General features: G+C 70.9%; 24 protein-coding genes and 2 pseudogenes. 15 read left to right on the top strand and 11 right to left on the bottom strand.

All coding sequences use genetic code 11. The features are described from left to right. Positions 1 to 105: 105 nt before the first annotated feature. Positions 106 to 1,332 carry an IS110 family RNA-guided transposase gene (locus ACFPLC_RS03555; RefSeq protein ID WP_446681650.1) on the top strand — a complete coding sequence of 409 codons (1,227 nt, stop codon included), beginning with the start codon at positions 106 to 108 and terminating at the stop codon, positions 1,330 to 1,332. A gap of 84 nt (positions 1,333 to 1,416) precedes the next feature. Here ACFPLC_RS03555 and ACFPLC_RS03550 read toward each other — a convergent pair whose 3' ends face one another. After that, the gene (locus ACFPLC_RS03550) at positions 1,417 to 3,012 is read right to left on the bottom strand and encodes an ABC-F family ATP-binding cassette domain-containing protein (RefSeq protein ID WP_378202263.1); all 1,596 of its coding nucleotides are present in this window, start codon (positions 3,010 to 3,012) and stop codon (positions 1,417 to 1,419) included. Positions 3,013 to 3,205: 193 nt separating this feature from the next. On the opposite strand from ACFPLC_RS03550, the gene ACFPLC_RS03545 reads away from it, so the two are divergent. Further along, positions 3,206 to 4,228 carry an NAD-dependent epimerase/dehydratase family protein gene (locus ACFPLC_RS03545; RefSeq protein ID WP_378202260.1) on the top strand — a complete coding sequence of 341 codons (1,023 nt, stop codon included), beginning with the start codon at positions 3,206 to 3,208 and terminating at the stop codon, positions 4,226 to 4,228. Between the two features lie 2 nt (positions 4,229 to 4,230). Here ACFPLC_RS03545 and ACFPLC_RS03540 read toward each other — a convergent pair whose 3' ends face one another. Next, a complete protein-coding gene (locus ACFPLC_RS03540) occupies positions 4,231 to 4,707 on the bottom strand; it encodes a DUF4383 domain-containing protein (protein WP_378202257.1) in 477 nt (158 codons plus the stop codon). Between ACFPLC_RS03540 and ACFPLC_RS03535 the strand changes: the two genes are divergently transcribed. Together ACFPLC_RS03535 and ACFPLC_RS03530 are read left to right on the top strand one after the other, a co-directional pair. Then, positions 4,706 to 5,014: a hypothetical protein gene (locus ACFPLC_RS03535; RefSeq protein ID WP_378202254.1), complete on the top strand. Its 309-nt coding sequence runs from the start codon at positions 4,706 to 4,708 to the stop codon at positions 5,012 to 5,014. The genes ACFPLC_RS03540 and ACFPLC_RS03535 overlap by 2 nt on opposite strands. Then, a pseudogene (locus ACFPLC_RS03530) lies at positions 4,984 to 5,142 on the top strand (anthranilate synthase component I family protein); the annotation flags it as partial. The gene ACFPLC_RS03535 and the pseudogene ACFPLC_RS03530, both read left to right, overlap by 31 nt. A 124-nt stretch (positions 5,143 to 5,266) precedes the next feature. Here the strand turns inward: ACFPLC_RS03530 and ACFPLC_RS03525 are convergent. Together ACFPLC_RS03525 and ACFPLC_RS03520 are read right to left on the bottom strand one after the other, a co-directional pair. After that, positions 5,267 to 5,536 carry a hypothetical protein gene (locus ACFPLC_RS03525; protein ID WP_378202252.1) on the bottom strand — a complete coding sequence of 90 codons (270 nt, stop codon included), beginning with the start codon at positions 5,534 to 5,536 and terminating at the stop codon, positions 5,267 to 5,269. A 249-nt stretch (positions 5,537 to 5,785) separates the two neighbouring features. Then, positions 5,786 to 6,745, bottom strand: coding sequence for an ArsR/SmtB family transcription factor (locus ACFPLC_RS03520; RefSeq protein WP_378202250.1), 960 nt, complete (start codon positions 6,743 to 6,745; stop codon positions 5,786 to 5,788). Positions 6,746 to 7,118: 373 nt separating this feature from the next. On the opposite strand from ACFPLC_RS03520, the gene ACFPLC_RS03515 reads away from it, so the two are divergent. The 6 genes from ACFPLC_RS03515 to ACFPLC_RS03490 all read left to right on the top strand — a co-directional run bounded on the left by ACFPLC_RS03515 (position 7,119) and on the right by ACFPLC_RS03490 (position 12,784). Then, positions 7,119 to 9,302 (top strand): HAMP domain-containing sensor histidine kinase, encoded by a 2,184-nt coding sequence (locus ACFPLC_RS03515; RefSeq protein ID WP_446681651.1) that lies wholly within the window; start codon positions 7,119 to 7,121, stop codon positions 9,300 to 9,302. Continuing rightward, the gene (locus tag ACFPLC_RS03510; RefSeq protein WP_378202244.1) at positions 9,299 to 9,733 is read left to right on the top strand and encodes a roadblock/LC7 domain-containing protein; all 435 of its coding nucleotides are present in this window, start codon (positions 9,299 to 9,301) and stop codon (positions 9,731 to 9,733) included. The genes ACFPLC_RS03515 and ACFPLC_RS03510 overlap by 4 nt, the downstream gene beginning before the upstream one ends. Further along, a complete protein-coding gene (locus ACFPLC_RS03505; protein WP_378202241.1) occupies positions 9,730 to 10,107 on the top strand; it encodes a DUF742 domain-containing protein in 378 nt (125 codons plus the stop codon). The genes ACFPLC_RS03510 and ACFPLC_RS03505 overlap by 4 nt, the downstream gene beginning before the upstream one ends. Beyond that, entirely contained in the window at positions 10,088 to 10,702 is a 615-nt protein-coding gene (locus ACFPLC_RS03500; RefSeq protein WP_373309243.1) for a GTP-binding protein, read from the top strand. Before ACFPLC_RS03505 ends, ACFPLC_RS03500 begins: the two co-directional genes overlap by 20 nt. Positions 10,703 to 10,721: 19 nt before the next feature. Continuing rightward, the gene (locus ACFPLC_RS03495) at positions 10,722 to 11,480 is read left to right on the top strand and encodes an MHYT domain-containing protein (RefSeq protein WP_191317054.1); all 759 of its coding nucleotides are present in this window, start codon (positions 10,722 to 10,724) and stop codon (positions 11,478 to 11,480) included. Between the two features lie 71 nt (positions 11,481 to 11,551). Beyond that, entirely contained in the window at positions 11,552 to 12,784 is a 1,233-nt protein-coding gene (locus ACFPLC_RS03490; protein ID WP_378202238.1) for an HNH endonuclease signature motif containing protein, read from the top strand. A gap of 135 nt (positions 12,785 to 12,919) precedes the next feature. On the opposite strand, the gene ACFPLC_RS03485 is transcribed toward ACFPLC_RS03490, so the two are convergent. Both ACFPLC_RS03485 and ACFPLC_RS03480 read right to left on the bottom strand, forming a co-directional pair. After that, positions 12,920 to 13,564: a PaaI family thioesterase gene (locus ACFPLC_RS03485; RefSeq protein ID WP_378202235.1), complete on the bottom strand. Its 645-nt coding sequence runs from the start codon at positions 13,562 to 13,564 to the stop codon at positions 12,920 to 12,922. 52 nt (positions 13,565 to 13,616) lie between these two features. Further along, positions 13,617 to 14,153 (bottom strand): ferritin, encoded by a 537-nt coding sequence (locus ACFPLC_RS03480; protein ID WP_191317034.1) that lies wholly within the window; start codon positions 14,151 to 14,153, stop codon positions 13,617 to 13,619. A gap of 47 nt (positions 14,154 to 14,200) precedes the next feature. Between ACFPLC_RS03480 and ACFPLC_RS03475 the strand changes: the two genes are divergently transcribed. From ACFPLC_RS03475 to ACFPLC_RS03455, 5 genes and pseudogenes are all read left to right on the top strand, one after another. Further along, the gene (locus ACFPLC_RS03475; RefSeq protein ID WP_378202231.1) at positions 14,201 to 14,959 is read left to right on the top strand and encodes an SDR family NAD(P)-dependent oxidoreductase; all 759 of its coding nucleotides are present in this window, start codon (positions 14,201 to 14,203) and stop codon (positions 14,957 to 14,959) included. Positions 14,960 to 14,968: 9 nt separating this feature from the next. Next, positions 14,969 to 15,358 (top strand): annotated as a pseudogene (locus tag ACFPLC_RS03470) (TetR family transcriptional regulator C-terminal domain-containing protein); the annotation flags it as partial. Positions 15,359 to 15,386: 28 nt separating this feature from the next. Next, on the top strand, positions 15,387 to 15,734 hold the full coding sequence (locus tag ACFPLC_RS03465; RefSeq protein ID WP_378202228.1) for a nitroreductase/quinone reductase family protein: 348 nt from the start codon (positions 15,387 to 15,389) through the stop codon (positions 15,732 to 15,734). Between the two features lie 265 nt (positions 15,735 to 15,999). Next, positions 16,000 to 16,716 carry an SGNH/GDSL hydrolase family protein gene (locus tag ACFPLC_RS03460; RefSeq protein WP_378202225.1) on the top strand — a complete coding sequence of 239 codons (717 nt, stop codon included), beginning with the start codon at positions 16,000 to 16,002 and terminating at the stop codon, positions 16,714 to 16,716. Positions 16,717 to 16,728: 12 nt separating this feature from the next. Beyond that, positions 16,729 to 17,640, top strand: a complete 912-nt coding sequence (locus ACFPLC_RS03455; RefSeq protein WP_378202223.1) for an extracellular catalytic domain type 1 short-chain-length polyhydroxyalkanoate depolymerase — start codon at positions 16,729 to 16,731, stop codon at positions 17,638 to 17,640. A 78-nt stretch (positions 17,641 to 17,718) separates the two neighbouring features. On the opposite strand, the gene ACFPLC_RS03450 is transcribed toward ACFPLC_RS03455, so the two are convergent. Genes ACFPLC_RS03450 through ACFPLC_RS03430 form a run of 5 tightly spaced genes read right to left on the bottom strand, consistent with a single transcriptional unit; the run spans position 17,719 to position 23,223 of the window. Further along, positions 17,719 to 19,824 (bottom strand): alpha/beta hydrolase family protein, encoded by a 2,106-nt coding sequence (locus ACFPLC_RS03450; protein WP_378235689.1) that lies wholly within the window; start codon positions 19,822 to 19,824, stop codon positions 17,719 to 17,721. Between the two features lie 14 nt (positions 19,825 to 19,838). Further along, positions 19,839 to 20,945 carry an alpha/beta hydrolase family protein gene (locus ACFPLC_RS03445; RefSeq protein ID WP_378202217.1) on the bottom strand — a complete coding sequence of 369 codons (1,107 nt, stop codon included), beginning with the start codon at positions 20,943 to 20,945 and terminating at the stop codon, positions 19,839 to 19,841. Positions 20,946 to 20,966: 21 nt separating this feature from the next. Beyond that, positions 20,967 to 21,953 (bottom strand): ABC-2 transporter permease, encoded by a 987-nt coding sequence (locus ACFPLC_RS03440; protein ID WP_378202214.1) that lies wholly within the window; start codon positions 21,951 to 21,953, stop codon positions 20,967 to 20,969. After that, positions 21,950 to 22,831: an ABC transporter ATP-binding protein gene (locus tag ACFPLC_RS03435; RefSeq protein WP_378202212.1), complete on the bottom strand. Its 882-nt coding sequence runs from the start codon at positions 22,829 to 22,831 to the stop codon at positions 21,950 to 21,952. Before ACFPLC_RS03435 ends, ACFPLC_RS03440 begins: the two co-directional genes overlap by 4 nt. After that, complete coding sequence (locus tag ACFPLC_RS03430; protein WP_378202209.1) at positions 22,828 to 23,223, bottom strand: GntR family transcriptional regulator; 396 nt, start codon at positions 23,221 to 23,223, stop codon at positions 22,828 to 22,830. The genes ACFPLC_RS03435 and ACFPLC_RS03430 overlap by 4 nt, the downstream gene beginning before the upstream one ends. Positions 23,224 to 23,323 lie beyond the last annotated feature (100 nt).

Below are 23,323 nucleotides of genomic sequence, written 5' to 3'. Positions count from 1 at the left end.
CTGGGATGTCGTGCCCACCGGTTGGTGTGAGCACTGCTTGATTAGGTCGCTGATGGTTCTCCCGCCGGCTGTGCACGGTGATCGGCTTCGAGGACGGGAGGACCGTTGCGGCTGTTCGTGGGAGATGACTGGGCCGAGGACCATCACGACATCGAGCTGATGGACGGCTCGGGGCGGCGGCTGGCCAGGGCCCGGCTGCCCGAGGGTGTGACGGGGATGGCCCGGCTGCACACGATGATCGGCGATGCGGTCGGCGAGGCTCCCGACGACGAGGTGGAGGTGGTGATCGGGATCGAGACCGACCGGGGTCCTTGGGTGGCTGCGCTGGTCGCGGCCGACTACACGGTGCTGGCGGTCAATCCGGTTCAGGCCGCGCGTTTCCGCGACCGGCTGGGGGTTTCCGGCGCGAAGAGTGATGCTGGTGACGCGCACGTGCTGGCCGACATGGTCCGCACCCACGCACACGAACTGCGGCCGGTGGCCGGGGACAGTGCCCAGGCCGAGGCGATCAAGGTCGTTGCCCGTATCCACAAAACGCTGATCTGGGAACGCACCCGGCACACTCAGCGGCTGCGGTATGCGCTGCGGGACTACTTTCCTGCCGCGCTGGTCGCCTTCGACGACCTCGACGCCGCCGACACCCTGGAATTGCTGGCGAAGGCCCCCACACCGGCCCAGGCCGCCCGGTTGAGCCTCGCGCAGATCAGTGCCGCGCTCAAACGTGCCCGCCGCCGCGACATCACCGGCAAGGCCGCCGCCATCCAAGCCGCCCTGCGCGCCGAGCAGCTGGGCCAGCCCGAGATCGTGGCCTCTGCCTACGCCGCCTCGATCCAGGCGCTGATCGCGGTGCTGACCGTGCTCAATACCCAGGTCACGACGCTGCAGGGGCAGGTGGAGGCCTATTTTGGGCAGCACCCGGCCGCTGAGATCATCGCCTCCCAGCCCGGGCTGGGAGCGGTGCTCGGTGCCCGGGTGCTCGCCGAATTCGGGGACGACCCGCACCGCTACGCCACCGCGAAGGCCCGCAAGAACTACGCCGGCACATCCCCCATCACCCGTGCCTCCGGCAAGAAGAAGGTCGCCCTGGCCCGGTTCATCCACAACGACCGGCTCATCGACGCCCTGCTGGCCCAGGCCTTCACCGCGCTGCAAGCCTCCCCCGGCGCCCGCGCCTACTACGACCGCCAACGCGCCCGCGGATCCAGCCACAACGCTGCCCTGCGCCAACTGGCCAACCGGCTCGTCGGCATCCTGCACGGCTGCCTCAAAACCCGCACCCGCTACGACGAGACAACCGCCTGGCCGCATCACATCAACTCGGCCGCAGCTTGACATTCAAACTCCTGGGATGTCTTTCAGCGGGTGACTTCACCACGCTAGAAATCCCGGAGTGACCGCGGCGACCGTCGCCCGACGTCACCCGTGTACGTCACCGTTTTCGAGCCGCAGCCACCGGTCGACGCCGATCGCGTCGAGGAAGCGTTCGTCGTGGCTCACCACCACGAACGCGCCGCGGAACGCCGTCAGCGCGCTCTCCAGCTGGGCGGTGCTGACCAGGTCCAGGTTGTTCGTCGGCTCGTCCAGCAACAGCAGCTGGGGCGCCGGTTCGGCGAACAGGACGCAGGCGAGCGTGGCCCGCAGCCGTTCCCCGCCGGAGAGGACGCCGACCGGCAGGTGCACCCGGTTGCCGCGGAACAGGAAGCGCGCCAGCAGGTTCATCCGCCGGTCGGCCGGCAGCGCCGGGGCGGCCGCCGCCAGGTTTTCGGCGACGCTGCGGTCGTCGTCCAGCAGGTCCAGGCGCTGGGCCAGGAAGGCGATCCGGCCCTCGGCGCGGGTGAGCGTGCCGCTGTCGGGCTCGAGGTCGCCGTGCACCAGCCGCAGCAGCGTCGACTTCCCGGCGCCGTTGGGGCCGGTGAGGGCGATCCGCTCGGGACCGCGGATCGCCAGGTCGACGCCGTTGCCGAAGAGCCCGCGCACCCGCAGGCCTTCGCCGAGGAAGAGCGTCCGGCCCGCCGGGACCACCGTCTGCGGCAGTTCCAGGCTGATCTTCTGTTCGGTGCGCAGCTCGCGTTCGGCCTGGTCGAGCTTGGCCTTCGCGGCGCCGACGCGGGCGGCGTGCGTGCCGTCCGCCCTGCCCGCCGATTCCTGCGCGTTGCGCTTCATCGTGCCGGCGAAGATCCTGGGCAGCCCGGCGTTGCCGAGGGTGCGCGACGCCGTGCTCGCCCGGCGGGCCGCGCGCTCGCGGGCCTGCTGCATCTCCCGCTTCTCGCGCTTGCCCTCCTGCTCGGCGCTGCGGATGTTCTTCTCGGCGACTTCGCGGGCGGACCGGACGGCTTCTTCGTAAGCGGTGAAGTTGCCGCCGTGGAACCGGATTTCGCCGCCGTGGAGCTCGGCGATCCGGTCCATCCGGTCGAGCAGCGCGCGGTCGTGGCTGACCACGAGCAGGCAGCCGGACCAGTCGTCGAGCACGGCGTACAGCTTGTGGCGGGCTTCGGCGTCGAGGTTGTTGGTGGGTTCGTCGAGCAGCAACACGTCGGGGCGCTTCAGCAGTTGCGCGGCGAGGCCCAGTGAAACGATCTGACCGCCGCTGAGGGTGCTCAGCGTGCGGTCGAGCCCGATGCCGTCGAGGCCGAGCCGGTCGAGCTGGGCGCGGGTGCGTTCCTCGATGTCCCAGTCGGTGCCGATGGTGGTGAAGTGCGTTTCGTCGACGTCGCCGGACTCGACGGCGGCGATGGCACGGAGAACCGGTGCCACGCCGAGGATTTCGGCGACCGACGGCTCCCCGCTCAGCGGCAGGTCCTGCGGGAGGTAGCCGAGCACGCCGTCGGCGGTGACGCTGCCGGCGGCGGGCTTCAGGACGCCGGCGACGAGCTTGAGCAGCGTCGTCTTGCCGGAGCCGTTCGGGGCGACGAGACCGGTGCGGCCACCGGCGAAGGTGGCGGACAGGCGGTCGAAGACGGGGGTGTCGTCCGGCCAGGAGAACGACAGGCCGGACAGCACGATTTCGGACATGGCGAAGACCTCGATGGAGTGAATGCGGAAAAGGGGACGTCGACGGCGGCCCGCACCGGCACGGCCGGGGGCCTGCGGACTCCGGGGCTACCCGGAGATGTCGACGTCACCTGCCACGACTGCGCTCCTCACGAAGGATCTTCCCTTCGAAGATAGCAGGATTGTCCGCCCCGACCCCGGGTAACCGGCCCGGATGCGCATCGTGGTGACCGGAGCGACCGGCAACATCGGGACCGGGGTCGTGCGCGCGCTCGGCGCGGACCCGCAGGTCGAAACCATCGTCAAGCTGGCGAGGCGCCCGGCGGAGGGCGTCGTCACGGCCGACGTCGAACGCGACGACCTCGTGCCGCACTTGCGCGGCGCCGACGCCGTCGTGCACCTGGCGTGGCTGTTCCAGCCCACCCGCCGTCCCGAACGCACCTGGCGGGCGAACGTCCTGGGCTCGATGCGGGTGTTCGAGGCGGCGGCCACGGCGGGCGTGCCCAAGCTCGTCTACACGTCGTCGATCGGGGCGTACTCGCCGCGGGAGGACGACGAGCCGGTGACGGAGGACTGGCCGACGCACGGCTGGCCCGGCGCGGCGTACACGCGTGAAAAGGCCTATCTGGAGCGGTACCTCGACGCGTTCGAGGCCCGGCACCCGAAGCTCGAGGTCGTCCGGATGCGGCCGGGGTTCGTCTTCCAGCGCACTGCCGCGACGGAGCAGCGCCGCCTGTTCGCGGGGCCGTTCGTCCCGGGTTCGCTGGTCCGGCCGGGCCTGGTGCCGGTGGTCCCGGACGTCCGCGGCCTGCGGTTCCAGATCGTGCACACGGACGACCTGGCCGACGCCGTCCGCCGCGCGGTGACGCGGCCGGTGCGCGGGGCGTTCAACATCGCGACCGGCCCGGTGGTGGACCCGCGCTTCGCGGCGGACCTGCTGGGTGCGCGCACGATCCCGGTTCCGGCGGGCGTGGTGCGTGCGGCGGTGGACGCGGCCTGGCGCGTGCACGCCATCCCGGCGTCACCGGGCTTGTTCGACGCGGTCATGCGGCTGCCGGTGATGGACACGAGCCGTGCGGAGTCCGAATTGGACTGGCAGCCGGGCCGGGACGCCGCGGCCACGCTGAAGGAGTTCCTCGCGGGGCTGCGCGAGGGCGCCGGCGCGGACACGGCCCCGCTGGCCCCGGACCGGCACCGGCTGCACGAGGTCTCGACCGGGGTGGGCCGCAAGCCCTGAGGTCAGCGGCCCCGCTGCTTCTCCGGCTCCGGGTACTGGCCGCGGGCCCGGTCGGCCGCCGCCGTGGCGATGCCCGCGGCGATCATCGCCACGCCCAGGCCGAGGTGCAGCCAGTCGTCGGCGTTGTCCATCGGGAGGAAGTTGGCCGGGCTATCGTGGTCCATCGCGAGCCCGAACACCCACAGCAGGACGTAGATCCCGCCGCCGATCATCAGGAACGCCCGCGAACTGCCGTTGGCGCGTGCGGCCAGCACGCCCAGCACGCCGAACAGCAGGTGGACCAGATTGTGCAGCACCGACACGGTGAACACGCCGAACAGCTGCGCGCCCGACTCGTGCCCGGCGAACTTCAGCGCGCCGTAGTCCGCGGTGATCCCCGGGATGAACCCGAGCACCCCGACGAGCAGGAACGCGATCCCGAACAGCAGGGCGGCGGCCCGGGCGGTGCTCCGCCGGGGCCGGGTGTGGGCTTCGGTCATGGCGCCCGGCTACCCGGCCCCGAACCGGGCAAACCCGGTCAGGACGCCGCGCACGGGCTCCGAGCGGCCGCCGAGCCGTCACCCGGCGACCGACCGGCCGGTGTACGAGTTCTTCCTGCCCGAGGTGCTGGTCCGGTTCGCCGTGGGCCGGGTGATCGGGCGCGGCACGACCCCCGCCGCCGCCCGCACGGCGGCCGAGCAGGTGGCCCGGCAGCACATCCTCGACGTCGACGTCTTCCAGCTCGTGCTGTCGAACGCCTGGACGCACCGGCCACTGTGGACGGACTGCGGGTCTACGAGCGGCTGACAGCGATCAACCCGTCGCCGTACCATTCCTGGTGCGCCGGGCCGCGGTTCGAGGCGGTCGGCGCGTCGGGGGAGCCGTGCTTGACCTTGTCGGGCGGGAAGGCGCTGATCCGGCCGCTGGGCGGCAGCCGGCCGCGCGGCCGCGACGAGCACGCCGACCGGCTGGCTGAAGTGGACCTGCGCTCGTCGACCTGGCGCGCAACGACCTCGGCCGGGTTTGCCGCGCGGTGCGCCCGCGGAGCCTCGTGCGCAGCTAGGCGAGCTCGGCGGAGACGACGGACGGCAGCTCGCGCAGCCGGTCGAGCAGGGGACCGGTCTCCTCGGCCGCCAGCAGGACGGCGCAGACCATGCTGCTCTCGCGGACGCCGTCCTTGACGTCGACGGTCAGCTCGTGGACGAGCCGGCCGTCCAGGGCCCCGACCAGCGGCGCGATCTGTTCGGCACCGCCAACGAAGTAGGTGGCGATGCGGCGGCGCAGCAGCATGGCCGAGCGGGGTGCGGGAATGGCGAAGGAAGTGGACATGGCGGATCTCCCGGGTTCGAGGGGGAACGAGATCGGGGCCAGGTCCCGGAGAAAACGCGGTCGTCGACGCAGCGCGCCGGCAACCTGGGTTCAGCCGGCGCGCCGGGTTACGAGCCGCAAGGACGGCATCGGGCGCTGCACGGCGACAGGCTAACACGACCCCGGAACGCCACGCACGCCTCAGCGGGTCGTGAGTGGTAAGGCGGGTTAGAACCGGCCTTACCACTCACGACCGGGCGCGGGAGGGGTTCAGCTCGCGCGGATGATGCCCAGCCCGAGCGGCGTGATCTCGTGGATTTGCGACTTCCCCGTCCGGTTGCTGCTGATCAGGCCGCTGGCCCGCAGCACCGACGCGTGCTGGCTGGCCGTCGCCGGGGAGATGCCCGTCAGGTCCGCCAGCTCGCTCGTGTTGCACCTCGTCGTCGCGATCGTCACCAGCACCCTGGCCCGGGTCTGGCCCAGCAGCGCCGCCAGTGACGGACCCGGCTCCGCGTCGCTGTCGAAGCGGGGGTGGCTGATCGAATAGACCAGGACCGGCGGGAGGAGCGGGTCCTTGTACGTGGTCGGCATGCCGTGGGCGAAGAACGCCGGGATCAGCCGGAGCCCGCGGCCGCCCAGGTGTAACTCCTGGTCGACCGGGAAGCGCACCCGCAGCACCGGCGGGGACCACGTCACCTCCGGGTGCAGCGTCGAAAGCAGCAGCTGCGGCCCGCCGCGGTCCAGGTTGGCCTGCAGCCGGTGGCGGTCGCGGGCCACCGCGCGGCGCACCGTCGCCCAGTCCGGAGCGACACACTGGCGGTAGTAGTCGTGCAGGGCAGCGCCCAGCCGCCGCAGCTCGCCGGATTCGCCGTCACCGACCCGACGCAGCCACGCCGGGACGTGCGTGCCCTGCGCCGCCAGCTCGGCGACGTCGGCGGCCAGCACCGGCGCGGGCGTCTCGAGCACCGCGGAGACGCCGTCGCCGATGGTGCGGGCGCCGGCCGGGGTGAGGAAGTCCGGGCAGTAGCCGTACGGCGGGACGGCGGACATCAGCAGCCGGCCGGACTGCGGGACCGCGGAGCGTGATCCGCGGCGCCAGCGGCCGTAGAACGGCTCGCCCTCCGGCCGCCGGATGCGGTAACTGCTCATCAGCAGCTCCCACATCGGGTCGGCGTCCTCGGCGATGGTGATTTTCGCCAGGTCCGCGTCCGTGAAGTGAACTTTCAACATCGACTTCCGACCCCCTTTCCCGGCCGAGGGTAACGGGCACCGCGGGGGCCCACGACAGGGGTCGCGCGGCCGCCGGAAATTCACGCACCCGGGCCGGAATTCCCCACGGTTTGGCGAGCTGTCTTCACCCTCCGCAAGGGTAAAAAGCCGTGCCGTGGCAGTTCACGCTGTGTGATTGGTGCGTACGGGGGAAACGACCGGCATTCCTTGACAGCACCACGGTTGCCGGAGTTACGTCGTCGGCTGAATTCCGCGGAAAAGGAACCGGAATCGTTCTCGGGCCACCGGTACGAATCGAGCCACGCCACCGATGAAAGAAGACGAACTCTCGTCCCGCCGTTCTGCCGTCTCCTGGAATCCCGGCAGCTGGCGGTTGCGCACCAAGATCTCCGTGGTGCTGTTGCTGCCCGTCCTGGTCGCCCTGCTGCTGGCGGGCGGCCGGGTGCAGGCCGAACTCGCCCGTGCGGGCGGGCTCAGCGCCGTCCGCGACCAAATGCCCGTCGTGCAAGGGATTTCCGAACTCGCCGGGCTGGTCGACGACGAGATGGGCCACGACGGCGCGGCCGACCAGACCGCCGCGGTCGACGAGAAAGCCGCCGCCGTCCGCCACGACGCCGCCTTTTCGCAGCTCAACCCGGCGTTGTCGCGGTCATTGGAAGATCAGCTCGGTAAATTGGCCGACCTGCGGCAGCAGAGCGGATCGCCGTCGGTGAAAACCGCGGCTTACCACGACTTCACGGTCGCGCTGAGCGAAATGATCTCCGGGATCGTCGAGCAGGCCGGGAATGGTGATCTCGACGCGCTGGCCGCCGTCACCCAATCATTGGTGCAGCTGAGAACCAGCCTCGCCGATCAGCAGGCGCCGGCCGGCCGGTCCGAAGGCGCTTCGGTGACGGCCGCCGAGCGCGCCGCGGCCGAAGAAACCGTACTGACGGGACAAATCCGGCGCGCGCTGCCCGCCGGTGCCGCGGCCGCCCGGTTCGCCGCGGCGACCAGTCCCGGTGCCGGGGGTGCCGAGGCGAAGCGCACGGCGCTCGGCGCCCTCCTCGCCGAGCAGGTGAAAACGCTTTCGGACGCGGTCGGCGCGCAGACCAACACCGCCCGGTCCGACGCCCTGCGCGACGCCGCACTGGTGCTCGCGTCGCTCCTCGGCGCCCTCGCCATCGCCCTCGCCGTGGCCCGGTCGGTGGTCGCCCCGATCCGGCGGCTGCACGCCGCCGCGCTCGACACCGCGCAACGCCGCCTGCCCGGCACCATCGAACGCATCCGCGAAGGCGAGGACGTCGACTGGCGGGCGACCGCGCCGATCCCGGTCCACTCCGAAGAGGAGATCGGCCAGCTCGCCCGGGCCTTCGACGACATGCACCGGCAGGCGGTGCGCCTGGCCGTCGGCGAGCAGGCCGAGATGCGGATCCAGGTCAGCGAGATGTTCATGACGCTGTCCCGGCGCAGCCAGTCGCTGGTGGAGCTGCAGCTGTCGGTGATCGAGGACCTCGAAGCCGACGAGCAGGACCCGCAGCGGCTGGCCGAGCTGTTCCAGATCGACCACATCGCCACCCGGCTCCGGCGCAACGGCGAGAACCTGCAGGTCCTCGCGGGCGGCAAGCCGGTGCGCCGCGACGTCGGGCCGGTCGCGACGGTCGAGCTGCTGCGGGCCGCGACATCGGAGGTCAAGGACTACCAGCGCGTCGCGCTCGGCAACGCGCCGCGCGGGTCGGTGCAGTCCGAGGCCGCGGCGGACGTCGTCCACATCCTCGCCGAGCTGCTCGAGAACGCCATCCGGTCGTCGCCGCCGGAGGAACAGGTCGTGCTCACCGCCGACCGGGGCTTCGACGGCGGCCTGCTGATCGAGGTCGTCGACGTCGGGCTCGGCATGACCCGCGAAGACCTCGACGCGGCGAACGCCCGGCTGGCCGCCGGGGCCGCGGTCAGCCCGGAGACCACCCGCCGGATGGGCCTGTTCGTGGTGAGCAGGCTGGCCGCGTCGCACGGGATCACCGTCCGGCTGCGGCCCACGACCACCCGAACCGCGAGCGCCGGCATCACCGCCAGCGTGCACGTCCCGGGCGTGCTGATCCTGGTCGACCTGCCGCCACGGGCCGTCCCGCCCGGGCCGGCCCCGGCGGTCAACGGCTCGGTCAACGGCACCGCCCGGCACGAGCTCGAACCGCGGTGGCCCTCCGAAGAACCGCCGCCGGTGGCCGTGGCGGACCCGCCGACGCCGATCTTCGACCAGATGCTGTCGCACTGGTTCGCCGAAGCCCCGGCGACCCCGGCCCGGCCCGGGGCCTGGGCCACCCCGGCCGACCAGGTGCGCCAGGCCGCGGAGGCCGCGGTCGGCACCCTCGACGACACCGAGTTCACCGACTCGGGGCTGCCGGCCCGGACGCCGGGCGCCCAGCTCGCGCCCGGCTCGGTCGCCCCGCGCGCACCGCAGCAGGCCGACCCGTCCTTCCGCGACCCGGTCGCGGTGCGGAACAACCTTTCCCGGCACTACAGCGGCATGCGCGCGGCCCGGCACCGGGTCGCGGGCGAGCCCGAGGCGGAGCAGCGATGAGCATCCGGCAGGAAGGAGCGGAAGTGGCCGAGCGGTCCCGGAACTGGCTGGTGTCGGCGTTCACCGAGGAGGTGCCCGGGGTCGCGCACGCCGCGCTGGTCTCGGCCGACGGGCTGCTCGTCGCGGCGAACGACACCCTGCCGCGCGACCGCGCCGACCAGCTCTCGGCGATCGCGTCCGGCCTCTCCAGCCTCGCGCTCGGCACCGCCGACCTGTTCACCGCGGGGCGGGTGGTGCAGTCGGTGATCGAGATGGAACAGGGTTTCCTGCTGCTGATGAACGTCGGCGACGGCTCGAACCTGGTGGTGCTGGCCAACCCGGGCTGCGACATCGGGCTGGTCGGCTACGAGATGACGTTGCTGGTGGACCGGGTCGGGAAGGTGGTCGAGACCCCGGCTCGGCCCGCGGCTGCTCCGGGAGCGGCCCGGTGACCGAAGGCCGGCGACGCGAAGGCGGGCGGCACGCGGCGTCGCTGGCCCGCCCCTACTCGTGGACCGCCGGTCGCACCCGGCCGACGGTCGACCTGGCGGTGGAAGCCCTCGTGGAGACGACGGTGGAGGGCCGCACGGCGCCGTACAGCCCGACCAACCCCCTGGCGGTGATCACGCAGCTGTGCCTGCAGCAGCGATCGGTGGCCGAGGTCGGCGCCCACCTGGGCGTGCCCCTCGGGGTGGCCAGGGTGCTCATCGGCGACCTGCTCAGCGCCGGCCAGGTGTCGATCCGCGACACGCTCACCGCGGACGCCTCCTGGGACGAACGGAACGACCTGCTCGAAAGGGTCCTCAGTGGACTACGTGCGCTCTGACGGTGCGGCGGAAAGCACTGTCGCCAAGAACCGGATCACCTCGGCGAAGATCGTCGTGGCCGGCGGGTTCGGGGCCGGCAAGACGACGTTCGTCGGTGCCGTCTCGGAAATCGACCCGCTGCGGACCGAAGCCCTCATGACCAGCGCGGGTGTCGGCGTCGACCGGACCGAGGCGGTGCCGGGGAAGTTCGCCACCACGGTCGCGATGGACTTCGGCAGGCTCACCCTCGCCGACGACCTCGTGCTCTACGTCTTCGGCACGCCCGGCCAGCACCGGTTCTGGTTCATGTGGGACGACCTCGTCTGCGGCGCGGTCGCGGCGATCGTCCTGGTCGACACGCGCCGGCTGGCGGACTCCTTCGCCTCGATCGACTTCTTCGAGTCGCGCGGCCTGCCGTTCCTGATCGCCATCAACCAGTTCCAGGACACCCGCCAGCACGGGCCCGAGCAGGTGCGCGAGGCCCTCAAGATCCCGGCGGCGGTGGAGGTCGTGACCTGCGACGCGCGGTCACCGGAGTCGACGAAGCAGACCCTCATCGCCGCGGCCGAGCACGCGCTCGCCGAGCACCACGCCCCCCAGTCACGGAAAGCCTGAAGGAGCCCGGAAAATGCCCATGGACCACGAAGACTTCGCGATGGGCAACTGGCTCGTCGTGCTCGCCTACCTCACCTCGGTGGTGGGGTGCGCCCTCGGCCTCGCCTGCACGCTGCAGGCGAGGTCCACCGACAGCCCGCGCGCCCGGCTGACCTGGCTGGTGCTCGCGGCGGTGTCCATCGGCGGCGTCGGCATCTGGGTCATGCACTTCATCGCCATGCTCGGGTTCTCCACACCGGGCCTCCCGGTCCGCTACGACATCCTGCGCACGGCGTTGTCGGCCATCCTCTCGGTGGCGGCGGTGTTCTGCGGGCTCCTGGTGTTCGGCGTCCGCAACCGGTTCGCTTGGCGGCGCCTGTTCCTCGGCGGCTTGCTGACCGGCCTCGCGGTGAACGTCATGCACTACACGGGCATGTGGGCGGTCCAGATCAAGGGCACGATCGGCTACGACCCGACGCTGGTGGTGCTGTCGGTGATCATCGCGGTGGTGGCGGCCACGGCGGCACTGTGGTTCACGGTGGGGCTGGACAAGCTCCTGCCCCGGCTGGCGGCGGGACTGGTGATGGGCGCGGCGGTCACCGGAATGCACTACACGGGCATGGCGGCGGTGCGCGTGCACCTGGACCCGGGCGCGCCGGACCCGTCGGGAACGGAGGTGTTTTCGTTCCTGTTCCCGGTGTTCGTCCTGGCGGCGCTGGCGATGGCGGTCCCGATCTGCGCGGTCCTGATGGCGACGTCGAGTTCGGAAGCGCCTCGGCACACGACGGTCGCTTCCTGAGGTGGGATGGTCGCATGTGGACATACCTGATCGAGTGATGACGTGTGTTCGAATCTCGGTAATCTTGGGTTATGTCCGACAACGCGGCTGTGTGTTCTTCCGAGGCGGTGGCTCTTGCCGAGCGCATCGGTGAGGTTGTCGCGTGTATGCGGTCGGCCGAGGCGGGGCTTGGGGCGTTGCTGGTGGAGATCGAGCAGCGCGGAGTGACGGAGTTGTTCGGCTACCGCTCTGTTACGCGGTTGCTGGAGCATCTCGCCGATATTCCCAAGGCTGCTGCTGAACGGTTGGTGAAGCGCGCCCGCCTGCTGAACCCGGGCCGCAACCTTGATGGCAGTCCGATCCCCGCTTTGGCGCCTGCTACCGGAGCCGCTGCTCTCGCTGGGCAGTTGAGCAACCCGATGATCGATGTGATCACCGGTGTGCTCGCCGAGGTTCCCTGCGAGCACCGTGAGAGCGCCGAGGCCAACCTGCTGACTTTCGCCGAGGAGGCCGGGCACAAGCAGGTCGCCGCCCTCGGCGCCCGCATCCTCGCCCATGTTGCCCCCGACGGTCAGGAACCCGCCGACACCGAACCAGTGCCGCCGACCCGGGAACTGTTCCTGCGCCGCAAGCGATCCGGATTCTGGGAGCTGAGCGGCAGATTCGATGACGAGACCGGCACCCGCGCCAGCGCTTTATTGGACGCCCTGGCCGAACGCCGGACCGGTGATGAGGGTCCCGACCTCCGAACCCTGCCCCAGCGCTACGGAGATGCTTTCTCCGACGCGGTCGACCTGGCCTTGAACTCCCCGGACCTGCCGATGCAGGCCGGGGAACGAGCCCACGTAATGGGTGCAGTGTCCCTGGATGGTTTGAAGACCGGAGTCGGCACGGCCACCCTCGGCGACACCGGCACGATCTCGGCCGCTGAAGCTCGGGTGCACGCCTGCGACGCCATGATCATCCCAGCGGTCCTGGGCGCGAAGAGCGAACCCCTCAACCTCGGCCGCTTGCGCCGCCTGATCTCCGCTGGGCTCCGCCGCGCATTGTTCCTGCGCGATCGAGGCTGCGCATTTCCCGGCTGTCATCGGCCACCCCGCCACTGCCAAGGGCACCACATCCGCCACTGGGCCGACGGCGGTCCCACCAACTTGAACAACTTGGTGTTGATGTGCGCTCACCACCACCGCTTGCTGCACCGCTCGGGATGGGAAGTCCGCATCGCGGCCGATGGTTTGCCGGAGTTCCTTCCGCCAGAGTTCATCGATCGCCGCCGAAAACCTCGGCGCAACAACCTCCACGAACCGCTGCCCTTCGCAGCCTGAACAGGGGAAAGGCCCGCAGCCAAACGGCTACGGGCCCACACCCACGCCCAGCCGAGGACAGACCGGTCCCTTGCGGTGCGCACCAAAAGCCCGACCGTGGCGGCGGCTCACTCCATTCGCGCCAAACCTCGATACCTAATCTGCCGACTCCACCGCCTTCGTGGGCACCGGAAACCGATCCACACTGAAGTGCACCAGAATCGCCGTCGCACTTGCGCAAACCAAATCGCCGGCCTTCAGCTCTCCCGCCGCATACAACTTACGACCCTCCCGGCGGACCAAGCGACCTTCCACCGTGAGAGGCACCGCGTACGGCGTCCCGTGGTGGTAGTCCACCGTCAAGGACGCCGTCATCCCCGGGAAGCCCGCTGCGGCGGTGGCGCGGCCGAGGACGTGGTCGAGGACCGCCGCGACCCAGCCGCCGTGGACGCGGCCGGGTGGGCCTTCGTGTGCCGGGCCGAGGAGGACGTCGGCGCACACCGACTCCGGTCCGACGCTCCTCCACGACAGCGGGGGCGCCAGCGGGTTCCCCGGTCCTTCCAGGGGGTTGTTGATGCTCAGGTGACCCCCGCCGTCCAGGGCGGCGAGCAGCAACGGCTTCGCGCCGCCGGCTGCGCGCAGTGCTTCGGTGACGGCTTCGACCGTGCGGGCCGCGGTGGCGAGGTCGGCTTCGTCGTCGCGTACGCAGACGGAGGCCTCGATCAGCTCGCGGATCCGGGAGCCGAGCAGCGCCCGCCCGGGTGGTACGCCGTCGACGATCGGAAACGGGTTTTCGGACATCGCGCTCCCCGGGACCCCGGAACTAGAACATGTTTCACTCTAGCAGGGGAACTCAGAGCTTCCCGCCCGCGACCGGCGGCATGTCCGGGGCGTCCTCGACCTCCGTGCCGGCTTCGCGGAACAGGTGGTTTTCGACCTCGAACAGGTTGCCGCCCGCCCGCTCGACCACGGTGAGCAGCGTGGACATCTGCGCCACCTCCTCCACCTGCTCCTTGAGGAACCAGTGCACGAACTGCTCGCCGAGGTAGTCCTCCTCCGCCCGTGCGGCCTTCGCCATCGCCTCGATGTCGGCGGTGACCGTGCGTTCCTGGGTCAAGGCCAGCTCGATCGCTTCGTGCACGCTCGAGAAGTCGTTGCGCACTTCGCCGCTGCCCGGGATGGCCACCGGCTCGTCGCGGTCCAGCAGGTAGCGCACCATCGCCAGCGCGTGGTTGCGCTCCTCGATCGCCTGCCGGTAGAAGCGCTTGGCCAGCCGTGGCAGGTCGCGCGCGTCGAACCAGACGGCGAGGGCGATGTACTGCTGGGCGGCGGTGAACTCGTGGCGGATCTGCGTCTGCAGCAGCTCGGCGAACTTCCGGGTCTTGGCCATGTCCCACAACCTACGACGGATCCGGGGTGGGCAGCTACGCTCGGCCGGTGCCTCCCGCGTCCGGCCTCCCCGACCTGTCCGGCACGGTCGCCTGCGTCACCGGCGCTTCCGGGGTGATCGGCCGCGGGATCGCGCTGCGGTTCGCCGAAGCGGGCGCGGCCGTGGCGGTGCACCACCGCCGTCCGGGTGCGGCCGACGACGTCGTCGCGGCGATCGAAGCGGCCGGCGGGCGGGCCCGGGCGTTCGCCGCCGAACTCACCGGCGACCACGCCCTGCTCGACGCCGTCGCGGAGTGGGGCGGCCGGCTCGACGCGCTGGTGAACAACGCCGGCATCCAGCCGGTCGAAGCCCTCGACGGGCTGACGATCCAGCGCTGGCGGGCGATGCTGGACGCCACCCTGACCAGCGCGTTCGCCTGCACCCAGGCCGCGGTGCGGCTGATGGGCGACGGCGGGAGCGTCACGCACATCGCGTCGATCGAGGCCCGGCAGCCCGCGCCCGGCCACGTCCACTACAGCGCGGCCAAGGCGGCGCTGGTCATGCACGCCCGCGGCGCGGCGCTGGAGTACGGGCCGCGCGGGATCCGCGTCAACACGGTGTCGCCGGGGTTGATCTCGCGGCCGGGGCTGGAGGAGGACTGGCCGGAGGGCGTCGACCGGTGGCGCCGCGCGGCCCCGCTGGGCCGGCTGGGCACGCCCGCCGACGTCGGCAACGCGTGCGTGTTCCTGGCTTCGCCGCTCGCGTCCTGGATCACCGGCCACGACCTGGTCGTCGACGGCGGCGTCACGACCCACCCCACCTGGTGACAGGCGGCCGTGGACCTCGTGCCGGAACGCGGCTGGTCCGCGGTCAGCACCCGGGTCCTCGCCGAGCGCGCCGGGGTCACGCCCAGCGTCGTGCACTACCACTTCGCGTCCGTCCAGGCGGTGCTCGGCTCGGTCGAGGGGTACACCGGCACCGACCCGCTGTCGCTGGTGTTCCTCGAGGCCTACCTGGCCGCGACCCGGGACGAGGCGCTGCGCCGGGGCATCGGGGAGCTCGTCGACGGCCTGCGCGCACGTCTCGCGGACCGGCTCGGCGGCTGGGGCGTGCCGGACGCGGGCGCCGCGGCGGCGGTGCTGGTGGCCGCGGTCGACGGGCTCCTGCTGCACCGCGCGCTGAGTCCCGGCGAAATTCCCGCGGCCGCGGCGGTCCTGCGCCGGCTGACGGCGGTCGGGGCGCGCGTACCGCACGGTGCTCGAGGTCGCCGGTGCCCGGGACGGCGAATACTTCGTCGTCGCCGGGCTGGGGGAGGGCGCGGACTGGTTCCGCAACATCCGCGCGCGGCCGCCGGTCGAGGTCGTCATCGGTGCGCGCCGGTTCGCGCCGCGCCACCGGGTGCTGAGCGAGGCCGAAGCCGTCGAGGTCTTCGCCCGGTACGAGCACCGCAACCGGTGGGCGCGGCCGGTCCTCCACTGCGTGCTGGGCAAGCTCCTCGGCCGGCCCTACGACGGCAGCGCCGAGGCACGCGCTCGGATGGCCCGGCAGCTGCCGATCGTCGGGCTGCGCGCGGCCGGTTCGGGGCACCCCGGCCACGGCTGACCCGGCGGACCGCCCGGAAGCGCTTCCCCACCACATCTGTCCACAGTAGACGATAAAGCCTCGCGGCGGGTGACCGGTCCGTCATCGGACGTTGTCATCGAGCGGCATGCGGGTTTAAGCTGGTCCGGAATCGAATGTTATCGCTAACAGGATAACGAAAGTTTCGCGAATCCGTCGAATTTCTGGTCCGCCGGCGAAAGTTTCGGCCGCCGCCGGATCAGTTCTCCCTGTCCCCAGGAGGCTCTGTGAAATACCGGAGGCGACGATGAAAAGGTTCCTGGCCGCCGCGGTGGCCGCGGCGATCGCGTTTACCGGCCTGACCGGTGTCGCCGAAGCGGAGTCGAACGGCGGCGTGCGGATCATGCCGCTGGGCGATTCGATCACCTACGGCACGGGCGTGCCCGGCGGGTACCGGATCGGCCTGTGGCAGCGCTTGGCCGCGGGCCGCTACACCAACGACTTCGTCGGCTCGCAGTTCAACGGCCCCGCCAGTCTCTGGGACCACGACCACGAAGGGCACCCGGGCTGGCGCATCGACCAGATCGACGCGAACGTCACCGGCTGGATGCGGACCTACAACCCGCGTTCGGTGCTGCTGCACATCGGCACCAACGACGTGCTGCAGAACTACAACGTCGCCGGCGCGCCCGGACGGCTGTCCACGCTGATCGACCACCTCACCGCCGCCGCGCCGAACGCCGACGTCTTCGTCGCCCAGCTCATCCCGATCGGGTGGGCGAGCGGGGACGCCGCGGTGCGGACGTTCAACAACGCGCTGCCCGGGATCGTGCAGAGCAAGGTGAACGCCGGCAAGCGCGTGCACCTGGTGAACATGCACAGCGCGGTGTCCGCCGCCGACCTGCCCGACGGCGTCCACCCGAACGCCGCCGGCTACGACAAGATGGCCGTCGTCTGGTACACCGCCCTGCGGTCGGTGCCGGGCAGCATCGGCAACCCGCGTGCCGCTTTCGGTGCGGCGTAAAGGAGAGATGCGATGAAACGGATGCTGGGTGTCCTGCTGGCCCTGGTGGTCATGGTCACCGGCCTGGCCGCGCCCGCCCAGGCGGCCGCGCTGACCAGGGTGACCAACTTCGGCAACAACCCGACGAACCTGAACATGTACGTCTACGTCCCCGACCGGGTGGCGGCCAAGCCGGCCCTGCTGGTGCTGGTGCACTACTGCGGCGGTTCGGCGAGTTCGATCTTCGGCTGGAACGGCAAGGACTACGTCACCGCCGCCGACCGCTACGGGTACGTTATGGTGCTGCCGGAAGCGACCCGCAGCGAGAAGTGCTTCGACGTCTCGACGCCGAACGCGTTGCGGCGCAACGGTGGCGGTGACTCGACCGGGATCGTGTCCATGGTCGCCTACGCCAAGTCCCGGTACAACGTCGACCCGGCGCGGGTCGTGGTCAGCGGGTTCTCCTCCGGGGCGATGATGACGAACGTGCTGGCCGCCCAGTACCCCGACGTGTTCTCCGCGGCCTCGGCGTTCTCCGGCGTGCCCGCCGGGTGCTTCGCCACCACGAACGGCTCGCTGTGGAACAGCACCTGCTCGGGCGGAAAGTCGATCAAGACCGCGCAGCAGTGGGGCGACCTGGCCCGGTCGATGTATCCGGGCTACACCGGCCGTTACCCGCGGATGCAGCTGTGGCACGGCACCACCGACACCACGCTGGCGTACCCGAACTTCGGGGAAGAGATCAAGCAGTGGACCAACCTGAACGGGTTGAGCCAGACCCCGGCCTACACCGACCACCCGCAGTCGTCGTGGACGCGGACCCGGTACGGCAACACGAGCACGCAGGCCACGGTGGAGGGCGTCAGTATCGCCGGCGTCGGGCACCAGCTGCCGATGACCGGCCAGCTGGCGTACGCGATTTCGTTCCTCGGCCTCGACCGCTGACCCTGCCGCGGCCGTCGTGAGTGGTAAGGCGGGTTAGAACCCTCCTTACCACTCACGACCAGCCGCGGCAGGGCGCTCTCAGCGGCAGAACGAGACTTCCGGGTAGCCCGGCTGGTCCAGGACCGGCCGGGCCTCACCACGCAGGTGCTGGTCGAAGAACGCGTTGACGTACGTCCGCGTGATCTCACTCGCCCGCGCCGCCGCGTTCGGGCCGTCGAGGGGGACGCCGAACTCCTCGGCCAGCAGCCCGACGTCGGTGAACGACGCGTGCTGCGTGCCCGCCACCTCGATCCACCGCTTCCACCCGGTCATCTGCGCGTAGTCCCGTTCCCAGTCCGTGTTGCCGGGCGCGCACTTCGGCACCTGCTCGTGGTTGACGAACAGGAAGGGCCGCGCCAGCCCGGGTGCGGTCAGCGGGACCTTCGTGGCCCCGTCGATGTCGATCCCGGCCTTGATCCGGTGGTCGGCGACCATCGCGGGGATGGTGCTGGCGCCGCCCATGGAGTGCCCCGCCATGCCGATCCGCTCCGGGTCGATCAGGCCCGGCCGGGAGCGGGTCAGCGAGTCCAGCACGAACGAGACGTCGGCGGCCCGGCCGAGTTCCAGCTTCTGCCAGAAATCGTCGTTGTCGTGCGGGACTTCGCAGGACGCGCACCCGGCGAAGTGCCCGTCCGGGAAGCTCTGGCCGGTGTTCTCGTAGGTGTGGCCGATCACCGCCACCGCGTACCCGTGGCTCGCCAGGTCCTCGGCGAGCGCGGTCAGCGTGGCGCGGGGCTTGGTGTAGCCCGGCGACAGCACGACCAGCGGCAGCCCGCGCCCGGCGGGCCGGGCGTCGGCGACCGAGTTGGTCACCATCGTCGTGAGCAGGTCGGCGGGCACGTCGAGGCCGCTGCCCCGCAGCAACGCCGCCGACTCCGCCGGCGTCACGTACTGCGTCTTCGGGCCCTTCGCCGAAGCGGCCGGGTAGAAGAGCGTGACCATCAGCTCCCGGTAGGGCACCGAAGGCACCCACGGGTCGGGCCGCGAGGTGTCCTTCAGGTACACCGCCGTGCTGCCCACCGGCCGGTCGCCGGTCGGGGCGGGCAGGTACGGCGTCGACGTCCGGGCGAAGGCCACTTCCGGGTACCGCGCGGACGGCTGGTCCAGCAGCGGCTGCGGCCGGCCGCGCAGGTGCTGGTCGAAGAACGCCCGGACGTACGCCGCGGTGATCGCCTGCCCGCGCACCGCCGGGGTGGTCGCCCCGAAGTCGATGCCGAGCTGCTCACCGACCAGGCCGATGTCGGTGAACGACGGGTGCGCCATTCCGGCCACGGTGAGCCAGCGCTTCCAGCCCTTCAGCTGCTTCCAGTCCCGTTCCCAGGACGCGGCTTCGTCGCCGGTACCCGGTGAGTACATGTTCGCCCGGCCCAGGAACAGGAACGGCCGGTCGAGCCCCGGCGCGAGCAGCGGGTCGTCGGTGGTGCCGTCGATGTCGATCCCGGCCTTGATCCGCGGATCGGTCACCATGGTGCCGATCGTGCTCGCGCCGCCGACGGAGTGCCCGGCCATGCCGATCCGCGAGACGTCGAGCAGCGGCGCCCACTTCGAGTGCGCCATCGAGTCCAGGACGAACGACACGTCCTTCGCCCGGCCGCGCTCCAGCTTCTGCCAGAACTCGAGGTCGTAGCGGCCGCAGGCCGCGCAGCCGGTGACCCGGCCGTCCGGGAAGGTGGTGGCCACGTTCTCGTAGGTGTGGTCGACCAGGACGACCAGGTAGCCGTGGCTGGCCAGGTCTTCGGACAGCGACGTCAGCTCGGCGCGGGGCCGCTTGAAGCCGGGGGACAGGACGACGGCAGGCAGGCCGCGCCCGGCTGGCTTCGCGTCGACGACGGCGTCGGTGTGCACCGTCGTCATCACCGACGGGGGGATGCCCCTGATACCCGCTTCGTCGAAGACGGCTTTCGCCTCGGCTTCGGACATGAACTGCTTCGTCGGCCCGTTCGCCGGAGCGGCCGGGTAGAAGAGGGACACCATCAGTTCGCGGTAGGGCACCGAAGGCACCCACGGATCGGGCCGCGAAGTGTCCTTCAGGTGCAGGGCGGTGGTGCCGACGGGCCGGTCGCCGGTCGGCTTCGCCAGCGTGAGCGCCGGGTCCGCCGACGCGGACGGCGACGTCAGCGCGAGGGTCAGGGCGGTGATGACCATAAGACTCTTGATTCTCATCCGATGAACGTCACTTCCGGGTAAGCGGGCGAGGGCGCGGCCAGCAGCGGCTGCGGACGGCAGCGCAGGTGCTGGTCGAAGAAAGCGCTTACGTAGTTGCGCGTGATGGTCAGCGCGCGGTACGGGTCGATCGAGTCGCCGAGGTCAACGCCCAGCTGCTCGGCGAGCACGCCGAGGTCGGTGAACGACGCGTGCACCGTGCCGGACACCATGATCCAGCGCTTCCAGCCGGTCAGGTGGGTCCAGTCCGTTTCCCAGTCGTCGTACGGACCCGGCGCGCCCGGCGTGTAGTTGTCCATGCTGCCCACGAACAGGAAGGGCCGGGAGAGCCCGGACGCCGGGATCGGGACGTGGACGCTCCCGTCGAGGTCGGCGCCGGCCCGGATCCGGGGATCGGCCAGCATCGCCTGGGTGGTGATCGCGCCGCCCGCGGAGTGGCCGGTCATGCCGATCCGCTGCGGGTCGATCAGCGCGCCCCACTTCGAAGCGAGCAGGGAATCGAGCACGAACGACGTGTCCTTCGACCGGACCCGCGCGAACTTCTCCCAGAACCCCGGCTGGTCGTCGACCTCGCAGGCGGCGCAGCCGGTGACGTGGCCGTCGGGGAAGGTGGTGGCGCGGTTTTCGTAGGTGTGGTCGATCGCCACCACGGCGTACCCGCGGCTGGCGAGGTCTTCGGCCAGCGCGGTGAGCGTCACCCGCGGCTGGGTCCAGCCGGGGGACAGCACGACCAGCGGCAGGCTGTGCCACCGCCCGGCCGGGCGCGCGTCGACGACGGCGTTCGTCCGGACCGTGCTGAAGACGTCGAGCGGGAGGCCCGGGATGTTCTGCCGTTCGAGGTTGCGTTCCGACTCGAGCGGAGTCATGTACTGCTTCTTCGGCCCTCCTCCCGAGGTCGCCGGGTAGAAGAGGGAGGCCATCAGCTCCCGGTAGGGCACCGACGGCACCCACGGATCGGGCCGCGATTTATCCACAAAGGACAGTGTGGTGACGCCCACGGGCGAGTGGCCGGTCGGACGGGGCAGGTACGGCGTCGTGGCCGCCGAAGCGGGCGACGCGGACAGAGCCAGAGTGAGTGCGGTGGCTACCGCGAGAGTGCGCATGATTCCCCCAGTCGGAATTCGTCAGGACAGGTGGCGGAGACGGCGGAAGCAGAACCAGGTGAGCAAGGCGGTCATCGCGAGGTAGAGCGCGAGTTCGAGCCACTGCAGCGGCCAGAACCGGGAACCGGGCTGGAAGGTCACGCGTTGCTGGTAGCCGTGTGCGCCCAGCTGGGCCACACACGCTTCCAGCATGCCGCGTTCCGGCGGCGGCCCCTGGTCGAGCCGAGGGGAACAGTCCTGCACGAACGACGGCAGCGGGTCGGCCACGTTTCCGGCCGGGTCCAGGGTTTCGTTCCCCAATTCCCACGACCCGGCCGGCTTCCGCACGCCGATCTCCGTGATCCCCCGCTTGTCGTCGCCGGTGATGTTCGTGACGTACTCGCCGACGATCGGGAGAGTCACCTGTTCCGGAGGGATGAGGTACGGCCGCACGAACGTCGGCACCAGGAACAGGACGGCGGCGAGCGTGACGAGCGTGATCGCCATGGCGGCCACGGTCCGCTTCAGCAGCATCCCGACCGCGACGCCGAGCGCGAGGGCGAAAGCCGCATAACCGATCGGGACGATGCCGCGTGCGCCGAACACGACGGGCGCGATGCGCGGCATCATGCCGCGGTCGGTCTGCTGCGCGGAGAGCGCGTCGATCGGGCTCGCCCACCACGACACCGCCACGCTCAGCACCGCGGCGGCGAGCATCGCGGCGAGCAGGCCGAACCCGAGCTTGGTGGTGAGCCACCGCTTGCGCGTGACGGTCTGGTTCCACACCAGGCTGTGCGTGCCGCTCTCCAGCTCGCGGGTGATCATCGGGACGCCCCAGAAGACGCCGATCACCGCGGGCAGCAGGTACAGCGCCAGGATGGTCCCCTGGAAGAGGACGTCCTCGTCGGAGAAGCTCGTGCGGCCCACCAGTTCCGGCCCGGTGATCGCGAGCACGACGGCGATGGCGAGCAGGCCCGCGAACACCGACAAGGCGGGAACGCGGAACTGGCGCCAGGTCAGCCACGTCATCGGAGGACCTCCAGGGCGGGGCGGGCGGCGGTGGGGTTGCTCATGTATTCGAGGACGAGGTCCTCCAGCCCGAGCTGCCCGACCGTCCACGTGGGATCGAGGATCGGCGCCTCGGTGCGGACGAGGACGGTGGTCTGGCGGTCGGTGTGCGTCGCCGAGACGACGTGCTGGTCGGCCGGCAGTGTGTCGAGGTCACGGCGCGGCCCGGAGAGCCGGTGGTGCGTGGCGAGCAGCGTCTCCACCTCGCCGATCACGCGGACCTGCGAGGCCACCAGCACGACGAGGTGGTCGCAGACCCGCTCGAGGTCGTTGACCAGGTGCGAGGACATCACGACGGAAAGCCCGTGCTCGGCGACGGCTTCCATCAGGTCCTGGAGGAACTCGCGGCGCGCCAGCGGGTCCAGCGCGGCGACCGGTTCGTCGAGCAGCAGCAGTTCGGGGCGCTTGGCGATGCCGAGCGTGAGTGCCAGCTGGGCGCGCTGGCCGCCGGAGAGCTTGCCGGCGTGCTGCTTCGGGTCCAGCCCGAGCCGTTCGACGCGCTTTTCGGCGAGCGAGGCGTCCCAGCGCGGGTTGAGGTGGGCGCCGAGCCGCAGGTGCTCCTCGATGGACAGTGCACTGTAGACGGGGGTGTTCTGGGCGACGTACCCGACCTTCGCCAGCTGCTCCGGGCCGCTGCCCGGCACCCCGCCGCACACCTCGATCGTGCCGGTCGTCGGTTCCAGCATGCCGGCCGCGATGTTGAGCAGCGTCGACTTGCCGGCGCCGTTCGGGCCGACGAGCCCGGTGACGTGACCGGCCTCGATCTCCAGCGTGCATCCGGTAAGCGCTTGCTTGCGCTTGTATGTCTTGCCCAGTCCTTGGGCTATCAGCACGCTCACGCTATGTCCTCTCTGGCGGAGTCGCGAAACGTGGACATCAACAAGGCTTCGATGCTCTCCTCGTCGAGGCCCGCCTTGCGCGCCTGGGAAAGCCACCGGCGCAGGTCGCGCCGCAGCGGTCCGAGCACGGCGAACGAAGCGCCGCCGTTCAGCGTCGCCGTCACGAACGTGCCGACGCCGGGCCGGGCCGCGACCAGGCCGTCGTGCTCCAGCTCGCGGTAGGCCTTCAGCACGGTGTTCGGGTTGATCGCGAGGCTCGCGACCACGTCCTTGACCTTCGGGAGCTGGTCTCCCTCGGACAACAGGCCGAGGCGCAGCGCGTGCCGCACCTGCTGGACCAGCTGCTGGTACGGCGACAAGCCGGACCTGGCGTCCAGGTGGAACTCGATCATCGGCAACTCCATTTAACTAGATGACTAGTACTATAGCTAATTAGGGCCGCTGTGGGCCAGTGATCTTTTCCGGGACCCGGACTCAACCTCGCCACCTCCT

Origin of the sequence: Amycolatopsis plumensis, from assembly GCF_042652605.1 — a bacterium.
GTDB classification, from domain to species: Bacteria; Actinomycetota; Actinomycetes; order Mycobacteriales; family Pseudonocardiaceae; genus Amycolatopsis; species Amycolatopsis plumensis.
Note: the sequence above shows the minus strand (reverse complement) of the source record. Positions and strands in the feature narration are given on the sequence as shown.